Annotated in this window: 10 protein-coding genes and 2 pseudogenes; 6 read left to right on the top strand and 6 right to left on the bottom strand. The window is 60.7% G+C overall.

Going from position 1 to position 19,013, the window contains the following annotated elements; genetic code table 11:
- Positions 1–349 precede the first annotated feature (349 nt).
- From A0257_09000 to A0257_09010, 3 genes and pseudogenes are all read left to right on the top strand, one after another.
- On the top strand, positions 350–904 hold the full coding sequence (locus A0257_09000; protein AMR29692.1) for an RNA polymerase subunit sigma-70: 555 nt from the start codon (positions 350–352) through the stop codon (positions 902–904).
- Complete coding sequence (locus tag A0257_09005; protein AMR27223.1) at positions 897–1,247, top strand: hypothetical protein; 351 nt, start codon at positions 897–899, stop codon at positions 1,245–1,247. The genes A0257_09000 and A0257_09005 overlap by 8 nt, the downstream gene beginning before the upstream one ends.
- Before the next feature lie 78 nt (positions 1,248–1,325).
- Positions 1,326–2,258 (top strand): annotated as a pseudogene (locus A0257_09010) (hypothetical protein).
- Positions 2,259–2,530: 272 nt separating this feature from the next.
- Here the strand turns inward: A0257_09010 and A0257_09015 are convergent.
- Together A0257_09015 and A0257_09020 are read right to left on the bottom strand one after the other, a co-directional pair.
- Positions 2,531–3,463 (bottom strand): hypothetical protein, encoded by a 933-nt coding sequence (locus A0257_09015; protein ID AMR27224.1) that lies wholly within the window; start codon positions 3,461–3,463, stop codon positions 2,531–2,533.
- 50 nt (positions 3,464–3,513) lie between these two features.
- Entirely contained in the window at positions 3,514–3,726 is a 213-nt protein-coding gene (locus A0257_09020; GenBank protein AMR27225.1) for a membrane protein insertion efficiency factor YidD, read from the bottom strand.
- A 156-nt stretch (positions 3,727–3,882) separates the two neighbouring features.
- Here A0257_09020 and A0257_09025 point away from each other — a divergent pair, with 156 nt between their 5' ends.
- Both A0257_09025 and A0257_09030 read left to right on the top strand, forming a co-directional pair.
- A complete protein-coding gene (locus A0257_09025; GenBank protein AMR27226.1) occupies positions 3,883–4,773 on the top strand; it encodes a hypothetical protein in 891 nt (296 codons plus the stop codon).
- A 112-nt stretch (positions 4,774–4,885) separates the two neighbouring features.
- A complete protein-coding gene (locus tag A0257_09030) occupies positions 4,886–7,003 on the top strand; it encodes a hypothetical protein (GenBank protein ID AMR27227.1) in 2,118 nt (705 codons plus the stop codon).
- A gap of 2,993 nt (positions 7,004–9,996) precedes the next feature.
- Here the strand turns inward: A0257_09030 and A0257_09035 are convergent.
- The 4 genes and pseudogenes from A0257_09035 to A0257_09050 form a co-directional block, all read right to left on the bottom strand.
- Entirely contained in the window at positions 9,997–11,949 is a 1,953-nt protein-coding gene (locus tag A0257_09035; GenBank protein AMR27228.1) for a hypothetical protein, read from the bottom strand.
- Positions 11,950–12,197: 248 nt separating this feature from the next.
- Entirely contained in the window at positions 12,198–14,285 is a 2,088-nt protein-coding gene (locus A0257_09040) for a hypothetical protein (protein AMR27229.1), read from the bottom strand.
- 40 nt (positions 14,286–14,325) lie between these two features.
- Complete coding sequence (locus A0257_09045) at positions 14,326–16,359, bottom strand: hypothetical protein (protein AMR27230.1); 2,034 nt, start codon at positions 16,357–16,359, stop codon at positions 14,326–14,328.
- A 246-nt stretch (positions 16,360–16,605) separates the two neighbouring features.
- Positions 16,606–17,757 (bottom strand): annotated as a pseudogene (locus tag A0257_09050) (MFS transporter).
- Positions 17,758–18,210: 453 nt separating this feature from the next.
- On the opposite strand from A0257_09050, the gene A0257_09055 reads away from it, so the two are divergent.
- A complete protein-coding gene (locus A0257_09055) occupies positions 18,211–18,942 on the top strand; it encodes a hypothetical protein (GenBank protein ID AMR27231.1) in 732 nt (243 codons plus the stop codon).
- The last annotated feature ends 71 nt before the right edge of the window (positions 18,943–19,013 follow it).

Genomic DNA, 19,013 nt, shown 5'->3' on the forward strand with positions numbered 1-19,013 from the left:
AGCCGCGCAAGTATTCCGGCCGGCTGGCTCCTAAGTAGTCAGTCAAAAGTAATGGTATCAAAAGAACGTCATTCCGAGCTTGCCGAGGAATCTCGCTCGCATCATTCGGGCCTCGCTCCACGACGCACGCGAGATTCCTCGGCAAGCTCGGAATGACGTTCTTTTTATACCTGTTTACTTCTGCACGAGTACTTAAGCCTGCGTAATGTTAGCCCCCCGAACGGCTGGCGTTGCGCACTCTTTTAACCGGACTTGCCGCTTTGGTTTTATGGCGCTTAGCCTTTCGCTGCTCCCTACCCCCGCCCCGCCATACTGTGCCAGTGGCCGCGCCGCCACGGCCGATGCCGAGCTGGTAGCGCAGCTCCGGCAGGGCAGCGAGGCCGCGTTTCGCACCCTCGTGGCGCGCTACCAGGACCGTATTTACAGCACGGCCTTTTCGCTGCTGCGGTCGGCGGAGGAGGCGGAAGACGTGGCGCAGGAGGTTTTTGTGGAGGTGTATCAAACGGTGGCGCGGTTTCGGGGCGAGGCGGCGTTGAGCACCTGGCTCTACCGGCTGGCCACGTCGCGGGCCTTGCAGCACCGCCGCCGCCTGCAGGCCAAGAAGCGTTTTGCCTATTTCACCAGCTTGCTGGGCTTTGACAACCAGGTGCTGCACGAGCCGCCCGACCACGCGCACCCGCTGGCGCTGCTGGAAGGCCAGCAGCAGCTGGCTTTGCTGCTGCATCACATTGGCCGCCTGCCCGGCCCGCAGCAGGTGGCTTTTACCCTGCGCCACGAGCAGGAGCTAAGCTACGAAGCGATTGCCGCCGTGCTCGATACCACGGTTTCGGCGGTCGAATCCTTGCTGTTTCGGGCGCGGCAGACGCTGCGCCGACACCTTCACTCCCGCTCTAGCCATGTCTAATCCAGCCGTTCGCCCTGGCTCCGAGGAGGAGTGGGACGCGTTGATGCGCCAGCTGCGGGCGCAAGCCAACGTCCAGCCCCGACCGTTTTTTTACGCCCGCGTACATAGCCGGCTCACTTCTGGGCTTACTGCGGCGGGCGGCTGGCTGCCGGCCTGGGCGCGTCGCCCCGCTTACCTGGCTCTGCTGGCCGCCCTGATGCTGGCCGTGAGCGGCGACGGCGCGGCCCTACCCCCGGCCGCCAACCCGGCCCATAGCTACCGGCCCGGCCGGCCGCCCCTACCCCCCTGCTTTGCGGCGGTGCTGGCCAGGCGCGGCTTACCCGGCTTCAATCCCAACTGCTGAACCAACCGCCACGGCGCTCAAAAAACGACAAGCCCGAGGTAAGAAGTACCTTTGAACCCTCTTTCTCTTCTGCTACCCATGACCGGACCACTCGCTTACATTACCTGGACTGCCGACCCCATTATTGTCCACCTGGGGCCGCTGCTGCTGCGCTGGTACGGCGTGCTGTTTGCCTCGGGTTTCGTCATTAGCTCGTTTGTCATTACCGATATGTTCAAAAAAGAGGACGTGCGGCCCTATTGGGTCGATGTTCTCACGTTTTACATGGTGGTGGCCACGGTGCTGGGCGCACGGCTGGGCCACGTTTTTTTCTACGACTGGCCTTCGTACCGCGAGCATCCGTGGGAAATTCTGAAAATCTGGCACGGCGGGCTGGCTTCGCACGGGGCCACGATTGGCATTTTGCTGGCCGTGTTCATTTTTAGCGTGCGCAATAAGTTCGATTACCTCTGGGTGCTCGACCGCATCGTGATTGTGGTGGCGATTGGGGGCGCGTGCATTCGGCTGGGCAATCTGATGAACTCCGAAATCGTGGGCAAGCCTACCAATGTGCCCTGGGCCTTCGTGTTTCCGCGCGATACGGAGCACCTGCAAACGCCCGTGACGCCCCTACCCCCCGGCGCGGTGCTGGTGCAGCGCAGCCACCTGCCCAACGGCGAGGAGCACACCAAAGTGCTGCCCGCCGGCACCGCGCCCGCGATGGGCATGGAAATGGCCGTCCCGCGCCATCCCACCCAGATTTACGAGTCGCTGTTCTGCGTGTTTCTGTTCGTCATTCTCTACGGCTTGTGGAATAAATACAAGGAGCGCACACCGCGCGGGCTGCTCTTCGGGCTGTTTGTGGTGCTGCTCTTCACCTTCCGCCTCTTGGTGGAATATCTAAAAGAAAACCAGGTGTCGCAGGAAACGGGCATCATCGCGCAGTACCACCTCAACATTGGGCAACTGCTCAGTATTCCATTCATCCTCATTGGCTTATGGGTGCTGCTGCGCGCCGGCAAAGACCCCAAGAACCCCTACGGCTACGCCCCGCGCGGCCTGGCCGAGGAGGAAGCCGCCGCCCGCGCGGCTGCGCCTGCTACTAAATCATAATTAAGCAAGCAGCTTACCAATAAGCAGTTAATCGGCAGTAATCGAGGAATGAGAACGTCATTCCGAGCTTGCCGAGGAATCGCGCTCGCCTCGTTCGGATGTCGTTCCACGAGGCGAGCGAGATTCCTCGGCAAACTCGGAATGACGTTCTTTTTATACTTTTTGCCTGCTTATTAATCCCTACCTCCCTGTTACAGCGGCAGCTCGTACACGTCGCCCTGCTCGGTGGTGATGAGCAGGGTTTTGGGGTCTTTAAAGGCGGCGCCTTCGGTCTGGCCGGCGCCTTCGAGGCTGATGTGGCGCGGCGTCGCTTTTAGAATAGCATCCCAGGAATTACCGTCCAGAATGAACAGTTCTTGCCGGGCCAGCAGCACGAGGCGGTGGCCGTCGGGCGAGAGGGTCGCATCGGTCACTTCGCCCGGAATAACGAGCTTGGCGATGAGCTTGGCAGTGTAATTACCGGGCTGGTCGGGCACGGTGTAAACCTTGCAGGTGCTTTGCTGGCCGCGGTCTTTGGTGAACAGATAGATTTGGCCATCGTGCCAGAGGTTGGCCTCACAGTCAAAATTGCGGTTCTTTTTGCTGGGCGGAAACTCAGTCTGGTCGGGGTAGTTGAAGTTGATTTTGCTGACCTGGCTGGGCGCGGCGGGCCGAAAGCGCAGGATGGCCAGGTTCTGGCGGTCGGAATTATTGTTGCCGCAGTCGCCCATGTAGTAGTTGCCGCTGGGGTCGCGGCTCAGGCTTTCCCAGTCGTGGTTGGGCGCGCCCAGCGTAAACTCGCCCACCTGCTGGCCGGTGGCATCCACCCGGAACACGGTGGGCGGGTTGCCATCGTCGCCGAAGGTGAAATACGTGCCCGCCTCGGGCGCGGCGCACAGCCCCGAGCTTTCCCGGATGCCATCGGTGAGGCGGCCCACGCGGCGCAGGCCGCTGGGCAAGTTTCCAGTTTCGTCCACTTGGTGCTTTTTATGGCCTTTTTTGCCCTTTTTGCCGGGGTGGGTCTGGGCCGTGCTTTGCGGCTGGCCGGCGTCGTTGGCAACGTGCTCACCCTCGGCCGACGAGCAGGAAGAAGTAAGAAGCAAAACCCCCAGCAGCGGGCGGATAAAGAGCGGGATATACAGCATACGACCCGCTTGTACGGCAAAGCCCGCCCCAGTGGCTAAGTGCCACCGCCCTACAGCACCGGGTCGTAGCCCGCGCCGCCCCACGGGTGGCAGCGCCCGATGCGCCGCAGCGCCAGCCTACCCCCCCGCCACGCCCCATACTTACCGATGGCCTCGGCTGCGTAGGCCGAGCAGGTGGGCGAGTAGCGGCAGCTCGGCGGCGTGAGCGGCGAAATAAACAGCTGGTAGAAGCGCACCAGCAGCAGCAGCAAGCGGCGAAACATAGCGCAATAAGCAACGGCAAGGGAGCAAAGTTCGGCGGGGCCAACGCCGTGGTTGCTCAGTACATACCCGGCCCGAAAATAAAGCGCAGCTTCTGCCCATAAATATTCACCAAATCGCCATCTTGCCAGTACATTTCGGCTTTTATCTGCTACTTAGTGTTTGTGCTGAGACATTTATACTTTTTCCTTTTATTCTTATTTACCGTTCCCCTACCCCTGCTGGCGCAGGGCAACGGCCCGGCCGGGCACGGCGGCCGCGCGCAGGCGCTGGGCAACGCCTCGGCCCCGCTGGGCGGCGAGGTGTGGGCGGTAGCCAACAACGCGGCCGGCCTGGGCAGCCTCACGCGGCCCACGGCGGGCGCGTATTTTGAGAATCGCTACCTCATTCCAGGCCTCAACGTGGCGGCAGTGGCCCTGGCGCTGCCGCTGGGCGTGGTGGAGCCGGCGGCGGGCGGCCTGCCCGCCCGCGCCAGCCGGGGCGTGGTGGGGGTTGAAGCCCAGCGGTTTGGCGGCATTTTATACAACGAAACGCGGGTGGGCGCGGCCTACGGCTACGGGCTGGGGGTGGTGCGCGTGGGCGGGCGGCTCGACGCGCTGCAGGTGAGCTTGCAGGACCTGGGCAGCCGCCGCGCGCTGGCCGCGTCGCTGGGCGGGCAGGCCGATATTCTGCCTCAGCGCCTCACGCTGGGCGTGTACCTCTACAACATCACGCAGGCTAAACTAGCTGATTACCAAGATGAGCGCGTGCCCACCGTGCTGCGCGCCGGCCTGGCCTACCGCCCCGGCAAGCAGGTGCTGCTGCTGGGCGAAGCCGAAAAAGACGTGGAGCGCGCAGTGGGTTTCAAGGCCGGCATCGAGTACCTCCCTACCCCCGCCGTGGCCGTGCGCCTGGGCTACGCCAGCCTGAGCCAGCAGAGCACGGCCGGCGTGGGCCTGCGCGCCGGCGACTGGCAGCTCGACTACGCGGCCGGCTGGCACAACGAGCTGGGCCTCAGCCAGTATTTCAGCGTGAGCTGGCAGTGGGGGAAGGAGGCCATTAAAAATTAAAATTATGAATTATGAATTAAAAAAGAATGGTCATGCTGAGCTTGTCGAAGCATGACCATTCTTTAACATAAGTTAATTAGCAACGGGTACTTACACTATCCAAAAAGCTTCCATGAACAAACTCCTACCCGGATTTTTAATTTCTATTTTATCATTTTTAATTATTCCCCTCGCGGCGGCGCAGGAGTTTCCGCGGCGCGCGCCCGAGCTGGACCGGATAGCGCAGGAACTGTTTGCCGAAATTCAATCGGACCAGATTCCCTACGAGGACCTGTACGGTACGCTGCTGAATTTTTACCAGTCGCCGCTCAACCTCAACACCGCCGGCCCCGAGGAATTGCGCGCCCTACCCCTGCTCAGCGAGGCGCAGGTGGCAGCGCTGCTGCTGCACCGCCGCCGCACCGGCCCGCTGCTGAGCGTGTATGAGCTGCAGGCCGTGCCGGGCTGGACCGTGCGCACCATCGAGCGGGTCGCGCCCTTCGTCACGGTGGCCGGCACCAACCCCAACGCGGGGCGCGGCCCGCTGGGGCAACGCATTAAAAAGGAGGAGAATAACGCCGTTATGCTGCGCTACGAGCGCGTGTTGCAGCAGCGCAAGGGCTACTCGGCCGTCGATACCTTCCAGGGGCGGCCCACGCTACGCTACCTGGGCTCGCCCGATGCCGTAGCCCTGCGCTACCGCGTGAGCCACGCCCACGATTTCAGCCTGGGTTTCACGGCCGAAAAAGACGCGGGCGAGCCGCTGACCTGGCGGCCGGCGCGGAACCAGTTCGGCCCCGATTTTTTGTCGGCGCACGTCGTGCTCTACGAGCAGGGCCGGCTGAAGACGCTGGCCCTGGGCGACTACCAGCTGCAATTTGGGCAGGGCTTATTACTGTCGTCGGGGCTGGCGCTGGGCAAGGGCGGCGAAACCGTGACCTCGCTGCGCCGGGCGTCGCTGGGCGTGCGGCCCTACGCGGCGCTGCTCGAAAACACGTTTTTTCGGGGCGCGGCGGCTACGTATCAGCTCGCGCCGCGCTGGGAGGCCACGGCCTTCGCTTCGCGCAAAAACATTGACGCCAACGCCCGCCAGACCACCGACTCGCTGGCGCAGTTTGACGAATTCAGCACCAGCCTGCTGCTGACGGGCCTGCACCGCACGGCCACCGAAATTGCCAACCGCCAGCGCCTGGCCGAAACCGTGGGCGGCGGCCACCTCGGCTACCGCGGCCCCGGCGGCAACCTCAGCTTCGGCCTCACGGCGGTGGGCACGCACTACGGCACGGCGTATCAAAAGCGGCCTGAACCTTATAACCGCTATGAATTTCAGGGAAAGAACAACCTGGCCATTGGCGCACACTACAGCTACGGCTGGCGCAACCTGCTGCTCTTTGGCGAGGGCGGGCGCAGCAGCGGCGGCGGCCTGGGCACCGTGAATGGCGTGCTCGCCAGCCTGGGGCCTGATGTGGATGCCTCGCTGCTGGTGCGGCACTACGACGCTGATTTTCACACCTTCTACGGCAATGCGCTGAGCGAAAACACCCGCAACATCAACGAGAGCGGCCTCTATATTGGCTTGAAAGTGAGGCCCCTACCCCACTGGGAAGTGTCGGCGTACTTCGACCAGTTTCGGTTTCCGTGGCTGCGCTACCGGGTGAGCGCGCCCAGCCACGGCCAGGACGCGCTGCTGCGGGTGGCCTTCACGCCCAGCAAAACCGGCCTGCTCTACGTGCAGTACCGCGCCCGCCTCAAGCCCCTCGACCTGCCCAGCAACCTGGGCCGGCCAGTGCCGCTGCCCGGCCAGCAGCTGCGCCACTCGCTGCTGTTCTACGCCGACGTGCAGCCTACCCCCCGCCTGGGCCTGCGCACCCGCCTGCAAGCCAGCTATTTGCGCGCCGACGACAACCTGCCCTGGCGCAGCGGCTTCGTGCTGAGCCAGGACGCCACCGTGCAGCTGGCCCGCCGCGTGAGCCTGGCCGCCCGCTACGCCGTGTTCGACACCGACGACTACGACACGCGGCAGTACATGTTTGAGCAGGATGTGCTATACGCCATCTCCGCGCCCGCGCTCTACGGCCAGGGCACGCGGGCCTACGCGCTGCTGCAAGCCACTTTAAATAAGCACTTTACCATCTGGCTGCGCTACGCCGACACGCGCTACCGCCACCAGACTATTATCAGCTCGGGGCTGGAAGAGATAAAGGGCAACGCCCGCTCGGAGGTGACGGCGCAGGTGCGGTATCGGCTGTGAGGATTATTGTTGGGTTGAGGGCCAGTTGTGAGTATTTCAGGGTCAAATTTAAATTCTACTTACTTCTCTACTGAAAAAATCCCTTTACATAACACGTATTCCCGGACAAACCTTAGAATCGTTTAGCTACCATTAGTTCATAAGGTGAACGGCAAATTTGGTATTTTTCAAGTAATATTTTTTACCAAGTCACCTTCTGTTCTGTATAAACAAGAATTTAGTAGTCTTTTCTCAAGCAGCTTGAACGCTAAATACAAAAATTTATAGTACATTGCTCGTGAAAACACCCTCTTCTCCTTTTCCATATGCGACTATCCTCTACCTACTTACGGCTCGTGTTAGCGGGCCTACTGTTCTCTTACCTATTCTCCTGCTCCCGGCATTCGGCGGACTTACCAGTCCCCACCGCCACCGTACAAGTGCCGGAGCTTACCATTAGCGAGGTTCAGACGTGGTACCAGCAGCACTACGCCGCTACGTTCAGCACGTCACCTGCCACGTTGAGCAACGGCTCTAGCAGCCGTACAGCTGCGGGCGGTTCGACTCCTTTGCGCCATACCCACTTGATATGGCCCCGTGCCCTAACCGTTGGGCATGGTGCTCAGACCCTTGTCCTCGTTCCCTTAGCCGGTGACCAGGCCCAGGCCCTGTTTGCGGGTCACTGGCAAGGAACACGCTACCTGGTTGTCACTAAAAAGGAGGACCAAGCCTTGGACGGCAATCTGCTGGAGTTGTTGTTACGTCGCACGAACACGCCCGTTGACACGCTGGCGCTCTTCACCAGTCTCTACCGCAGTTACCACGCGGGACAGGTAGCCGCGCCAACCCAGGGCGAGGGGTACCTCATTGCGTACACATTAGACTACGTTTATATATCTGGGAAACACTTTCTAAACGGACAGCTGCTAACCGGAAATGTGCGCTTAAAGTTTTTTCCTTCTGGCAGCTCCAGTCATCTTAAGGGGGGCTCTGCTACGTCCCCGCAAGTAATTAACGGCAGTGGTACTTTGCCAACTAGTCCAATTGCAAACTCTTCGAATGGAGGTTGTGGGGCGTATTACAACTCTGGTAATGGAGACGATGAATACATAGACACCATAGATTGCGGCAACTACGTCTATGATGGAAACCCCGACTTCTCTGCGCAGGGCGGGGGAGGATATTCTGGCCCTGGTGACTATGGTGGAACAGGAGACAGTGGTGGTGGCGGCGGTAATAGTACCGATGGCACTACTAGTATGCAAGCCAATGCTGCTTATCTAGTAGATAATCCACTGGCTCTGTTCGGTCCTTGTCCTGGACTGCATGATGGGTGGAAAAAACAAATTACCTTCAAGCCATCGGCCCAAATTATGCAAAAAATATCTGGTTTGAATTTCGGTAATGGAATGAATCTGGGCGGAGTACCTGTGAACTGGGCATATTATGTTCAGAGTATTGGAGATGCAAGCGGAGCTGTGATAAATTTAGATTATCACTCTATATACTTTAACTCATTGCCGGTAATCGATGGGCAGCAAACAACGTTAAACAGCTTTGCTGACTATTTGCGACTAAATTTGGGTAGTCTGACGGGTACACCATTTACACCTTCAACTCATACTGGTGTTGATGAATCTTACCTGTGGACGCATTCCGTGGTAGGAACTGTACTTGAAATAGGCATTCCCGGTGACCCTGGCGCGGTAATTTGCAGTGAATACACCCAGGCAAGCAATCAGGTAAGTTGGGTATTTACTACCATTCATGACCCCTATGTTGGCGACCATCCCGTATCTGGAACGCGTTTTTTCGGTTTACAGGATATAGGTTCAGGGTATATCTTTTACACGCAAGGAGCTGATAGGTTGACAGGAAATGCTGACGCGTTTGTTGCTTGGCTCACAGGACTAGGCAATACTGCAAATGGTATTCAGTATACTTCAGCAGATGCGTTATGGGAGAAGGCAATGAGAAACGCAGGGCTGTTACTCGACCCTAACAACAATCCTTATTCAGTGGGTACGCCTACAGAGAATCGACCGAAATTTGCAGACATACTATCTGCAATACAAAATGGTCGTCCGCTTTCAACTGTTCCATGTAACTGAACTCAGTATGAAAGGAGCAATAAAAATTTCATTCTCCCTCTTTATATCATTAGGTATTGTTGCAGCATTGCTTGCTAGTGCAGCGGAATCGCCTTTCTACCAAAGCTTTATTTATGGTTGGTTTATAATAACCTGCTACGGATGGATTTTATATTCCCCATTTGCATACATAATTTCCATTGTAGCCAACGCTATAAAGTCAAAATCTATGCCGTTACTGTTTGCAGTTGGGGCTTTACTAGCGTCTTTTATATCTGCATGTCTGTTAGCAAGTCCATTTGCTGTTACATTCAGTAAGCATAAAATAATCGATGTTATTTGCTTTGCAGTAGGAGGTGGCATTTACAGTGTTTTGTATAAAGAATGGGTTATGCGTTATCAGGTAGCTAAGGGAAAATAGACTACAATAGAGTATTGATAAAATACTGACTATTTTCCTCATAGTTTTAAAAGCCTGCTTCACCACAGCAGGCTTTTTTGTGCTCTGTATAGAAACAGAGGTAGCGCGAGAGTAGGAACAGAAATTCCCGCTAGGCTTTTTACAATGTCAGAGTTCAGCATTTAAGAGCCCCTTTTGTCTCATGAAATCATCTATTGTGGTCAGTAAGGAACACTGATTGATGAGACAACCAAATGAGATGCTTTCACAGGGCGGAGGACACTCGGCATCCAAAACTGCCTTAAATACCTTAAAACGGACATTTTTTGAGTCATCAGCCATGTTCAAACTCCCCTAACGGGAATTTCTGTTCCTACTCGCGCGCTACCCTTACTACCTGCTGGTGGGCGTGTAGGGTCTGCTGGATGCAGCTGCGACAAAGCAGCAACTCGTTAGCCGCTGAACAGTCCTCCAAAAATTGTAGCTCGTCGGGCGTCATGCAGTTGCGAGATTATCAATCCTACCTACGCATCGGTCTTCACCAGCACCACCTGGGCGTGGTCGGCCTGGTTGACTTTGCGGCGAAAGTTCTGGTACTCCGGGTAGTTGGCGGGGGGTAGGGACGTGCCTCCGGCGGGGCGGCGGGTTTCGAGCTGGCGCACGTATTGCAGCGTGCCGTCGGGCAGAGTGGTGCAGGCGCTGGAATAGGTGCCGTAGGGCGAGGTTAGCTGCGTGGGCTGGGGCAGGTTTTCGGCGCGGAAGCCGGCCGGCAGGTGCAGGCGTACGGTATCCTGGTAGATTTTGGCGGGGGGTAAGGACAACGGCGCGGTGCGCGGCCCCACCTGAGTGGGCAGCGCGGCCAGGCGGCCCAGGATGTTGGGCTCTAGCAGCAGGCGGCGGCCGGCGGCGGTGCCCACGCTCGGCAGCTCCAGGCCCAGCGTTTCGACTACGCCCGGCAGGGGCGCGGGGCCGGTGGTGGGGGCCGCCGCCATGCGCAGGCTGGTGATGTTAAAATGACTCAGGGGCAAGTGGTTGGCCACGTACTTCTTCTGGTCTTCGGGGCCTACCTCGTGCAGCAGCTGGGCATAAATATCCTGCGCCAGGCCCAGGCGGCGGGTGCGCACCGTGGCCTTGGCCGCGCCGGTGGCGTCGAGCCAGAGGTCGGTGCGGCGCTGCTGGCGGTTGGCTTGGGCGCCGTAGCGGGGGGTAGCGACCAGGCGGCCACCTTCAGGCGTGAGCAGCAGCGCGTGGCGGTTGCCGGTGAAGGAGCCCATGTAGCCGAACGCCTCGGTCTGGCTCGTGCATTCCAGCCACACCGTGTCGGCGGGCGCGCTGCCGTGAGCGGCCAGCGGCATGCACAAAATCACGTGGTTGAACTGGCGGCTGGGAAAATCGGCCCGCACGTCGGGCTCGTTGGGGCCGGCTTTCACCAGGGCTACGTAGGCGGGCAGGCCGGCCGCCTTTAGCAGCGCGCGGGTGTAGTTGCTCAGGGCTTTGCAGTCGCCATAGCCGCCGGCCACTACGCTGCTGGCGGGCGCGGTTTGCCAGCCGCCCAGGCCCAGCTGCACCGAGATGTAGCGCGTCGAGCCCTGCAAAAACTCATACACCTTACGGGCCCGCTCGCGGGCATCGGGGGCAGTCACCATTAGCTGGGCCATCTTCGCAGTGAGGGCGGGGGGTAGCACGTCGCGGCCTTCGCCCAGCTGGTAGCTCCACAGGCCCAGGCTTTGCCACGAGGCCATCGACCCCGCGTGGCCCTGCACTTCGAACGTGGCCGGGGCCAGGTGCACGGCCGGCAGCAGCTCATCCAGCGAGGGCGACAGCGGCTCTTCCTCCACGGCGGGCGCGGCGGGCAGCTGCCAGCGGTAGGTAGTCTGGCTGCCCGCCACCACGGGCGCGCTGGCGGTGCCGGCCGGCAACAGCTGCTCCTGGTAGCGCAGGGGCAGGGCGGTGGGCGTAGTTACTTGCAGCGTAGCTCCTTCCAGCGACACATTTTCGGCGCTCTGGGGCTGCCAGTCGGGGTAGAACAGCGTATTATCCGACACCACCTCGTAGTCAAACTCCACGGTGTAGGGCGTGGCGGGCTGGCGCAGGTCGGCATAGCGCACGCGCACGTCGGTCATCAGGTCGCCGCCGCTGCTGCCCAGGCCCTGGTCATGCACCTCAGCCGGCCGCAGCTGGTGCAGCAGCAGCCCCTGGGCATCATATACTGCCCCGTGCAGGTAGCTGATGCGGTTGAGCGCATCGTAGCCAACCACCAGTTGGCCATACTCTTCGCTCCCGGCCTCACTGAGCACCGTCACTACCTGATGCACAGTCTTGACGAGCTGGCTGGCCGACTTCACCACCACTTTCTCGTCATAAGCGCGCACCACGACGTGAGCGTTTTCGCGCAGGGCCGGCGCAATGGCATCAGCCGGATACTTGGGGGTAGGCGCGCCCAGCAGCACCAGCGAGGAGAAAACAGGGAGGAACATAGGGGAATTAATGACTAATGACTACTAATCTGTCGTTTACAACTGTTCTTATTAGTCATCTATCATGGCAAGCGAAGCAATGACAAATAGCCTTCAACTAAGAACCAGGTGAAGTAACCTTTTAAATTAGCCTACGGGGAGCCGTTTGCTTCCGCGTCTTCTGCGCAAACCTCTGCGTCTTCTGCGGGCTAAAAACGCCTGAAGCTGTATGCCAATTTAATTTGTCAATTCAACCAGAAACTCAAAAACTACGAACCCTTTTTAATCACCAGCGCCTCGGCCTGCTTGGCCAGCATCTGGCGGTATAGCTCACGCAGGGCCTGGTATTCGTCGGCGCTATACACGGGCTTGTCGAGGGTGAGGCGGCTCATGAGCTGCACCGTGCCGGGCGTGGGGCTGCTGGCCACGTACACGTAGCGGCCGCCCTGGTTGGGCAGCACCAGCGTGGCGGCCTTGGGCAGCTCGGCCACGTAGCCGGGGGGTAGGGTCAGCGTTAGATTGATAACCTCCTGCTGCATCATGCCCACATCGACGGGATACGTGCGCTCGGGGTGGCGAAACGGATTTTGCCGCTCCCCAAACGGCTCCAAAGGGTTTATATAAAGCTCTTTGGCTACAGCGGCCGTGCTGGCCAGCTGCCGCAATTCGTAGCGCAGCGCCAGCGCCGAGCCCACCTCGCCTTGCCCGCCAAACGCGTAGCTGGGCAGCTCCCAGCCGGGATGCTGGCCCGCCAGCTCGGCCACGAATTTCTTCTCGCCCAGCTGCTGTAATTTTTCGCGGGCTTCCAGCCCGGCGTAGCCCCCGTGCTCTTCGCGCACCTGCCCGCTCAGGTTGCCCTGGGCATCAAGGGCCAGCTTTATTTCCTGGTAATGGTTGTATCGCTGGGCGGGCACCAGGCTCACCCAGCGGCCGTCTCCCTGCTCGGGCACCACGCGGCCCAGTTGGTTGAGGCAGGGCCGGGGCAGCAGGCCGGCGGGCAGCAGCGGCTCGGTGGCATCGAGCAGCAGCTCCTTCTTATCGGCCAGCGTCACCAGCGCCACCACGTAGTTGAACTGCTCCAGCAGCGGATATTCCTCGCTCACGCGGCCGTGGACGCGGGTGCTCAGCAGCACCGGCTGCGTCGCAAGGCCCGCCTCGCGCAGGGCCGCGATGAGCAGCAGGTTCACGTCGGCGGCCGTGCCGCGGTGCAGCTCGTAGCTGCGCTTGAGGGGGGTAGTGGCGTGGTAGCGCGCCGTGCCGTCGCACTTCACGCTCCGGAGCACCAGCTCGCGCACGGCCGCCGCGCGGGCCGCCGGGTCGGGATACTGCGCCACCAGCGGCTGCACCACGGCCGCCAGAAAGCCGCCGTGCTCCAGCGCCTGCCCAAAAAACTCGTCTTCCAGCAGCAGCTTGTTTTTCTTGGTCCAGCTGTCGGTCAGGTCGCGGTATTCCTGGTCGGGCCACTGCTCGCCGGCCAGCTCAAACGTCATGCGCGGCAGGTAGTCGTTGGCCGTCGTCATGTAGGGCTCGGCGCGAAACGCCGGCGCATCGCGCAGCACCCAGCGATGCTGCTCGGTGCTCATGCTAATGCTGTTGTTACCCACGTCCGTACCGGTCAGCGGGCCGCTTTGCACCCGGTCGGTCAGCAGCAGGCTCACCGAGCCTTTGCTTACTTCATTGACACTCAGTGGAGAGTACCCCTGATACAGCACCTTATAATGAAATACCTGCGGAATGCTGGTGCGGTATTCGCTCCAGCGCGTCGGAATTTCGCGCTGGAAAGTCCAGTCCTGGTAGTTACTGAAAAACGTGGACGTAACGACGTAGCTATACTCAATCACCGCGCCTTCCTGCACGCCCGGCAGCGTAAACTTGCGCACGGTGAGGTGGTCGCTGCGCTTCTCTTCGAAAGAATTACCGGCTTCCAGCTTAGTTTTGAGGAGCTTGTCATCGGCCCCGCGCACGTAGGTGAAGCCGCGCAGGTTGTTGAGCTTCTCCGCGCTGCCACCGTTATGGTACAGCGGCACTTCCACGGTGGCGTAGTCGTAGCCGGCTTTCTTAAGAATCTTAATCCGCGTGGTCCGCTCGTAGATGATACTCAGCTCGCCGGCCGTGCTGCCAAAGCGCGCCGTGCCATAGTCGCACAGCACCACGGCCACGGCCCCACTATCACCCACAAAGTTCCGGGCCTCAAAGTCTTTGGCCTCGGGCTGGCCAAAGCGTAGCGGCAGCGGGGCGGGGGTAGGCGGTGCCGCCGTTTGGGCCACCGCGGCCCACGGCCCCACGGCCAGCAGCCAGCCCGCTGCCATCACGGCCGGCCAATAATTTTTCCAGCCAATAAGCGGTTCGTTAAACATAGAAGCTAAATAAGTGCGTTCGTCCTTGAACTGCGCTTAGTCAGTTCTTTTTCAGTACCAGCGCTTCAGCCTGCTTGGCCAGAGCCAGGCGGTAGAATTCGCGCAGCGACGCATACTCTTCAGCCCCATACACGGGCTTGGTGAGCGTGAGGCGGCTGAGGAGCTGCACCGTGCCCGGCGCGGTAGTGCTGGCCGAGTACATGTAGCGGCCGCCCTTGTCGGGCAGCTCTATCACGGCAGGCTTGGGCAGCTCGGCCGCGTAGCCGGGGGGTAGGGTCAGCGTGACCAGAATAACATCCTGGGTCGGCGCGCCAAAATCGACGGGGTAGGTGCGGTCGGGGTGCCGGAAGGGATTCTCGCCGTCACCAAACGAGGCCAACGGGCTCACGTACAGCTCCTGGGCCGCGCCGGGCGTGCTGGCCGGCTGGCGCATCTCATAGTTCAGGGCCAGCGGCCTACCCACCTCGCTCACCTCGCTGAACTTGTAGCTCGGCATTTCCCAACCGGGGTGCTGGCTGGCCAGCTCGGTCACGTATTTCTTCTCGCCCAGCTGCTGCAAGCGCTCGCGGGCCGACGCCCCCGAGTAGCCGCCGTGCTCCTCGTGCACCTGGCCGGTCAGGTTGCCCTGCTCATCTATTTTCAGCTGCACTTGCTGGAAGTGGTTGCGGCTCTGGGTCGGCGTGAGGCTCACCCAGCGGCCTTCGCCTTCCTTGTTGGCCACGAGGCGGCCAATTTGGTTGAGGCAGCGCGTGGGCAGCACGCCGCAGGGCAGCAGCGGCTCGGTGGCATCGAGCAGCAGCTCCTTGCCATCGGCCAGCGGCAGCATGCCAATCACGTAGTTGAATTGCTGAAGCAGCGGAAAATTCTGGTCCACGCGGCCGTGGCTGCGGGTGCTCAGCAGCACGGCCTCGGCGGGCAGCCCGGCCTGGCGCAGCGCCGCGATGAGCAGCAGGTTTATGTCGGCGGCCGTGCCGCGGTGCAGCTCGTAGCTCTTCCTGAGCGAGCCGCTGGCCACAAAGCCGGTCGTGCCGTCATACTTCATCCCTTTTATCACCAGCTCGCGCACGGCGGCGGCGCGGGCGGCCGGGTCAGGATACTGCGCTATCAGCGGTTTCAGGGCCGCATCCAGAAAGCCCAACCGGCCCAGCTGACCGCCAAAGTTTTCTTCGTTTTGCAGCTCCGCGTTGATTTTCGTCCAGGTGCCCAGCACGTTCTGGTAAGCCCCGCCGGGCATCCGCTCGCCGGCCAGCTCAAAGTTGATGCGCGCCACGTAGTCGCGCATGGTGGTCATGTAGGGCTCGTCGCGCAGGGCGGGCACGTTCTGCATGGCCCAGTGGTAGTTAGTGGCCTGCGCCGTAATGGCATCCGAGTGCGAGGCCGTGTGGCTCCCTTGCCCGTTGAGGCCGCCCCCACCGTCGCCCACCTCCACGCGCTCGGTGGCCAGGTACTGGGTAGCGGTTTGCTCCTTGGTTTGCAGCGCCAGCGGCTCGTAGCCCTGCATCAGCATTTTATAGTCGAAATACTCCGGAATGCTGGCCCGAAACTCGCTCCACCGGGTCGGAATTTCGCGCTGAAAGGTCCAGTCCTGAAACTGCGACAGAAAATCCGAAGTCACGGTGTACGAATACTCAATCACGGCGCCCTCGCGCACGTTGGGCAGCGTAAACTTGCGCACCCGCGTATTCTTGGTGCGCTCCTCGGTGAAAGCCTTGCTCGTTTCGAGCTTCACCTTCTCAATCTTACCACCTACTTCGTTGTAGGTGAAGCCTCTCAGGTTCACGATTTTTTCCTCGTCCTGGTCCTTGTGGTAGAGGGGCACCTCCACGGTCGCCACGTCGTAGCCCGATTTTTTGAGAATCTTAATCCGCGTCGTGCGCTCCGATTCCAATTGAAAGCTCAGGCCATTGAGCCGGAAGCGGGTATTGCCGTAGTCGTAGAGCACCACGGCCCCGGCGGCGCTGTCGCCCACGAAGTTTTTAGCCTCAAAATCAGCGGGCTCGGGCTTGCCGAATTTTATTTCGACCGGCTTCACCGGGGCTTGCTGCGCGCGGCCGGCGGCCGGGCATAACAGCAAAAGAAGCGCCGCTGCGGAGCAGGGCGCAAGCGCACGTAGCGTTTGCTTCATAAACCAGAAAAAAGGGAGAATCAGAAAGGCGAGGCTATAAAGCCCACGCCGGCCGGGTAAAAGTACGTGGTGGCAAATACTTTACCAACTTTCCCGCCGCAGTTTCTACACCACTTCTTCGGGGGAAGCCACGGCTTCGGCCTGGGCAGCCAGGGCGGCCTCGGCGACGCTGGCCGAATGGGCGGGGGTAGGGCGCACCACCAGCAGCAAATAGGCGATGGCCAGCAGCACGCTGGCCAGGCTCAGGGCATGCACGTAGGGTAGGCGGCCGGGTTGGTTATCAAAAATCCAGCCCGCCAGCACGGCCCCCAGCCCGATGCCCACTTCCAGGGCAATATACATGGTGGCCACGCCCCTACCCCTCCGCTCCGGGTCGCTCAGGTCAATGGTCCAGGCGTAGAGCGTGGGCGAGTTCAGCCCCGTGCCGAGGCCAAATATTACCGCTCCCAGCAAAAAAACCGGCACCGACGGCGACCACACCAGCACCGCCAGCCCCCCGGCCAGGATGCCCGCCGACCAGCGCAGCACCGGCACCCGCCCGTGGGTGTCGCTGGCCTTGCCCAGCCCCAGCCGCACCGCCAGCGAGGCCACCGTGTAGCAGATGTAAAACAGCCCTTTAGTGGAGCCCGTGAGGCCCAGCAGCCGGCTCTGGTCGGGTATCACGGTGAGCACCGCGCCAAAGGGAAACAGGCACAGCAGCGTCACCAGCGCCGGGCTCAGCACCCGCGGCTCCAGAATTTCATCCAGCTTGAGCTTTAATAAGGAGAAGCTGAACTTGCGCCGCTGGGCGGGGGGTAGGGTTTCGGTGAGCGTGCCCTGCACCAGCACCGAGAGCAGCGCCGCCGCGCTCGACAGGTAAAACATGGTGTTCAGGGAGAACGCCGTGGCCACCCACGAGCCCAGGGCCGGGCCGGCGGCCATGCCCAGGCTGCCCGTCACGCCGAGCAGGCCCATCGCCTCGCCGCGCTTCGCCATCGGCACGATGTCGGCCACGAACGCCGCCGTGGCCGTGGGCTTGAAGCCGGTGCTGAAGCCGTGCAGCAGCCGCAGCAGCAAAAACCCGCTCACCGTGAGCGCCCAGGGGTAGAAAAACCCGCAGATGAAGCACACCAGCGAGCCAAACACCATCACCGGGATGCGCCCCACCGTGTCGGCGAGCTTGCCCGAAAATGGCCGCGAAATAGCCGCCGTGAGCGTAAACAGCGCGATAATGAAGCCCTTGTACTCGCCCCCGCCCAAGTCGGCCAGGTGCTGCGGCAACTCAGGCAGCAGCAGATTAAAGGACAAAAAAAACAAGAACGACGACAGGCACATCAGCCAGAAGCCGCGGGAGTAGGAACCCAGCATAAGTGGGCGCAAAGGTCGGGCAAAAGCTGGAGGATTTACCCGTAGTAGCGTAGTTGCCGCCAGAAGCAGGGTAGCAGGTGTCAGACGGACAGCTCTTTCAGTCGTTCGCCTGACTTTTCGAGCCATGCATACGACTTTTTAAGTCATGCGCGTCACTCTTTGAGTCAATTTTATCCTATTTCATCTAATTCACATCCTAATGCAAATTGTTTGCCTGCCTGTTCAACTCGTTCGCAGACCTGTTCATTTAGTTCGCGTTCTGGTTTGGATTGGTTTCATCCTAGTCCAGGCGTCCGTTGCCGGTCATAGTAGTAGCAAAACAGCTTTTCCGCCAGTCAGGGGGCTTTTTCATGAAAATCAAGCCACTAAATGAAGAACTGGTGTGGTAATTTCCCCGCCGGGTATGCATCTTTGCGAATTGCTTTTCTGCTCCATTTTACTACTTACCCGCCCATGAACCGCAGCCAGAACGCCCGCCTCAAACGCCACCAGAAATACAATCAGGTCCTCCTGGAAGCCACCGCCGAAATCGCCACCGTGCCCGCCTTCGCCGACCTCGTAGCCACCTACCAGCAGGAGTTGGCCCGGCTGCTGCCCGCCTTGGGCAGCCAGCAGCGCCAAACCTCCGCCGGAGCCACCGAAATCAAAGACGACCTAAGTGCCGCCCTCATCCCCGGCGTAGTGCGTTGCGCCAGCGCCCTGCTGCTGCTGTTCAAAAAAGAAGGCGACCTCGAAGCCGCCCGGAGCCTGCACATTCACCGCTCCGATTACAGCCGCCTCAGCGGCCCGGCCCTCGCCGCCGAAGCCGCCGACGTGCTCCGGCTCGCCCGCCAGCGCCTCCCCGACCTCCAGCCCTACGCCATCACCGCCGCGGACCTAACCACGCTGGAAACCGCCGCCGCCGCGTTTGCCGCCGCCCTACCCGCCCCCAAGCTCAGCATCGAGCAGCGCAAAATCAGCGGCCTCACCTTCCGCAACGCCCTCAAAGCCACCGACGACTTCCTCACCGAAGAGCTGCAAGCCGGCACCGAGCTGCTGGCCGACGCCCACCCCCTGCTCTACGCCCGCCTCAAAGAAGCCCGCCGCATCGACGATGCCAGCTATGGCAAGAGCGCGGCCGCCAAGCTGCGGCGCGAGGAAAAGCAAGCGTTGGGTAAGGACGGGGCCGCGCCGACGGGGGGGTAGGCGGTAAGTAGGTTATAATGGAAGCAGCTCCGGCCGCTAGTGCGGCTGGGGCTGCTTTTATGGTCAGAATA

Source organism: Hymenobacter psoromatis, assembly GCA_001596155.1.
Lineage (GTDB): Bacteria > Bacteroidota > Bacteroidia > Cytophagales > Hymenobacteraceae > Hymenobacter.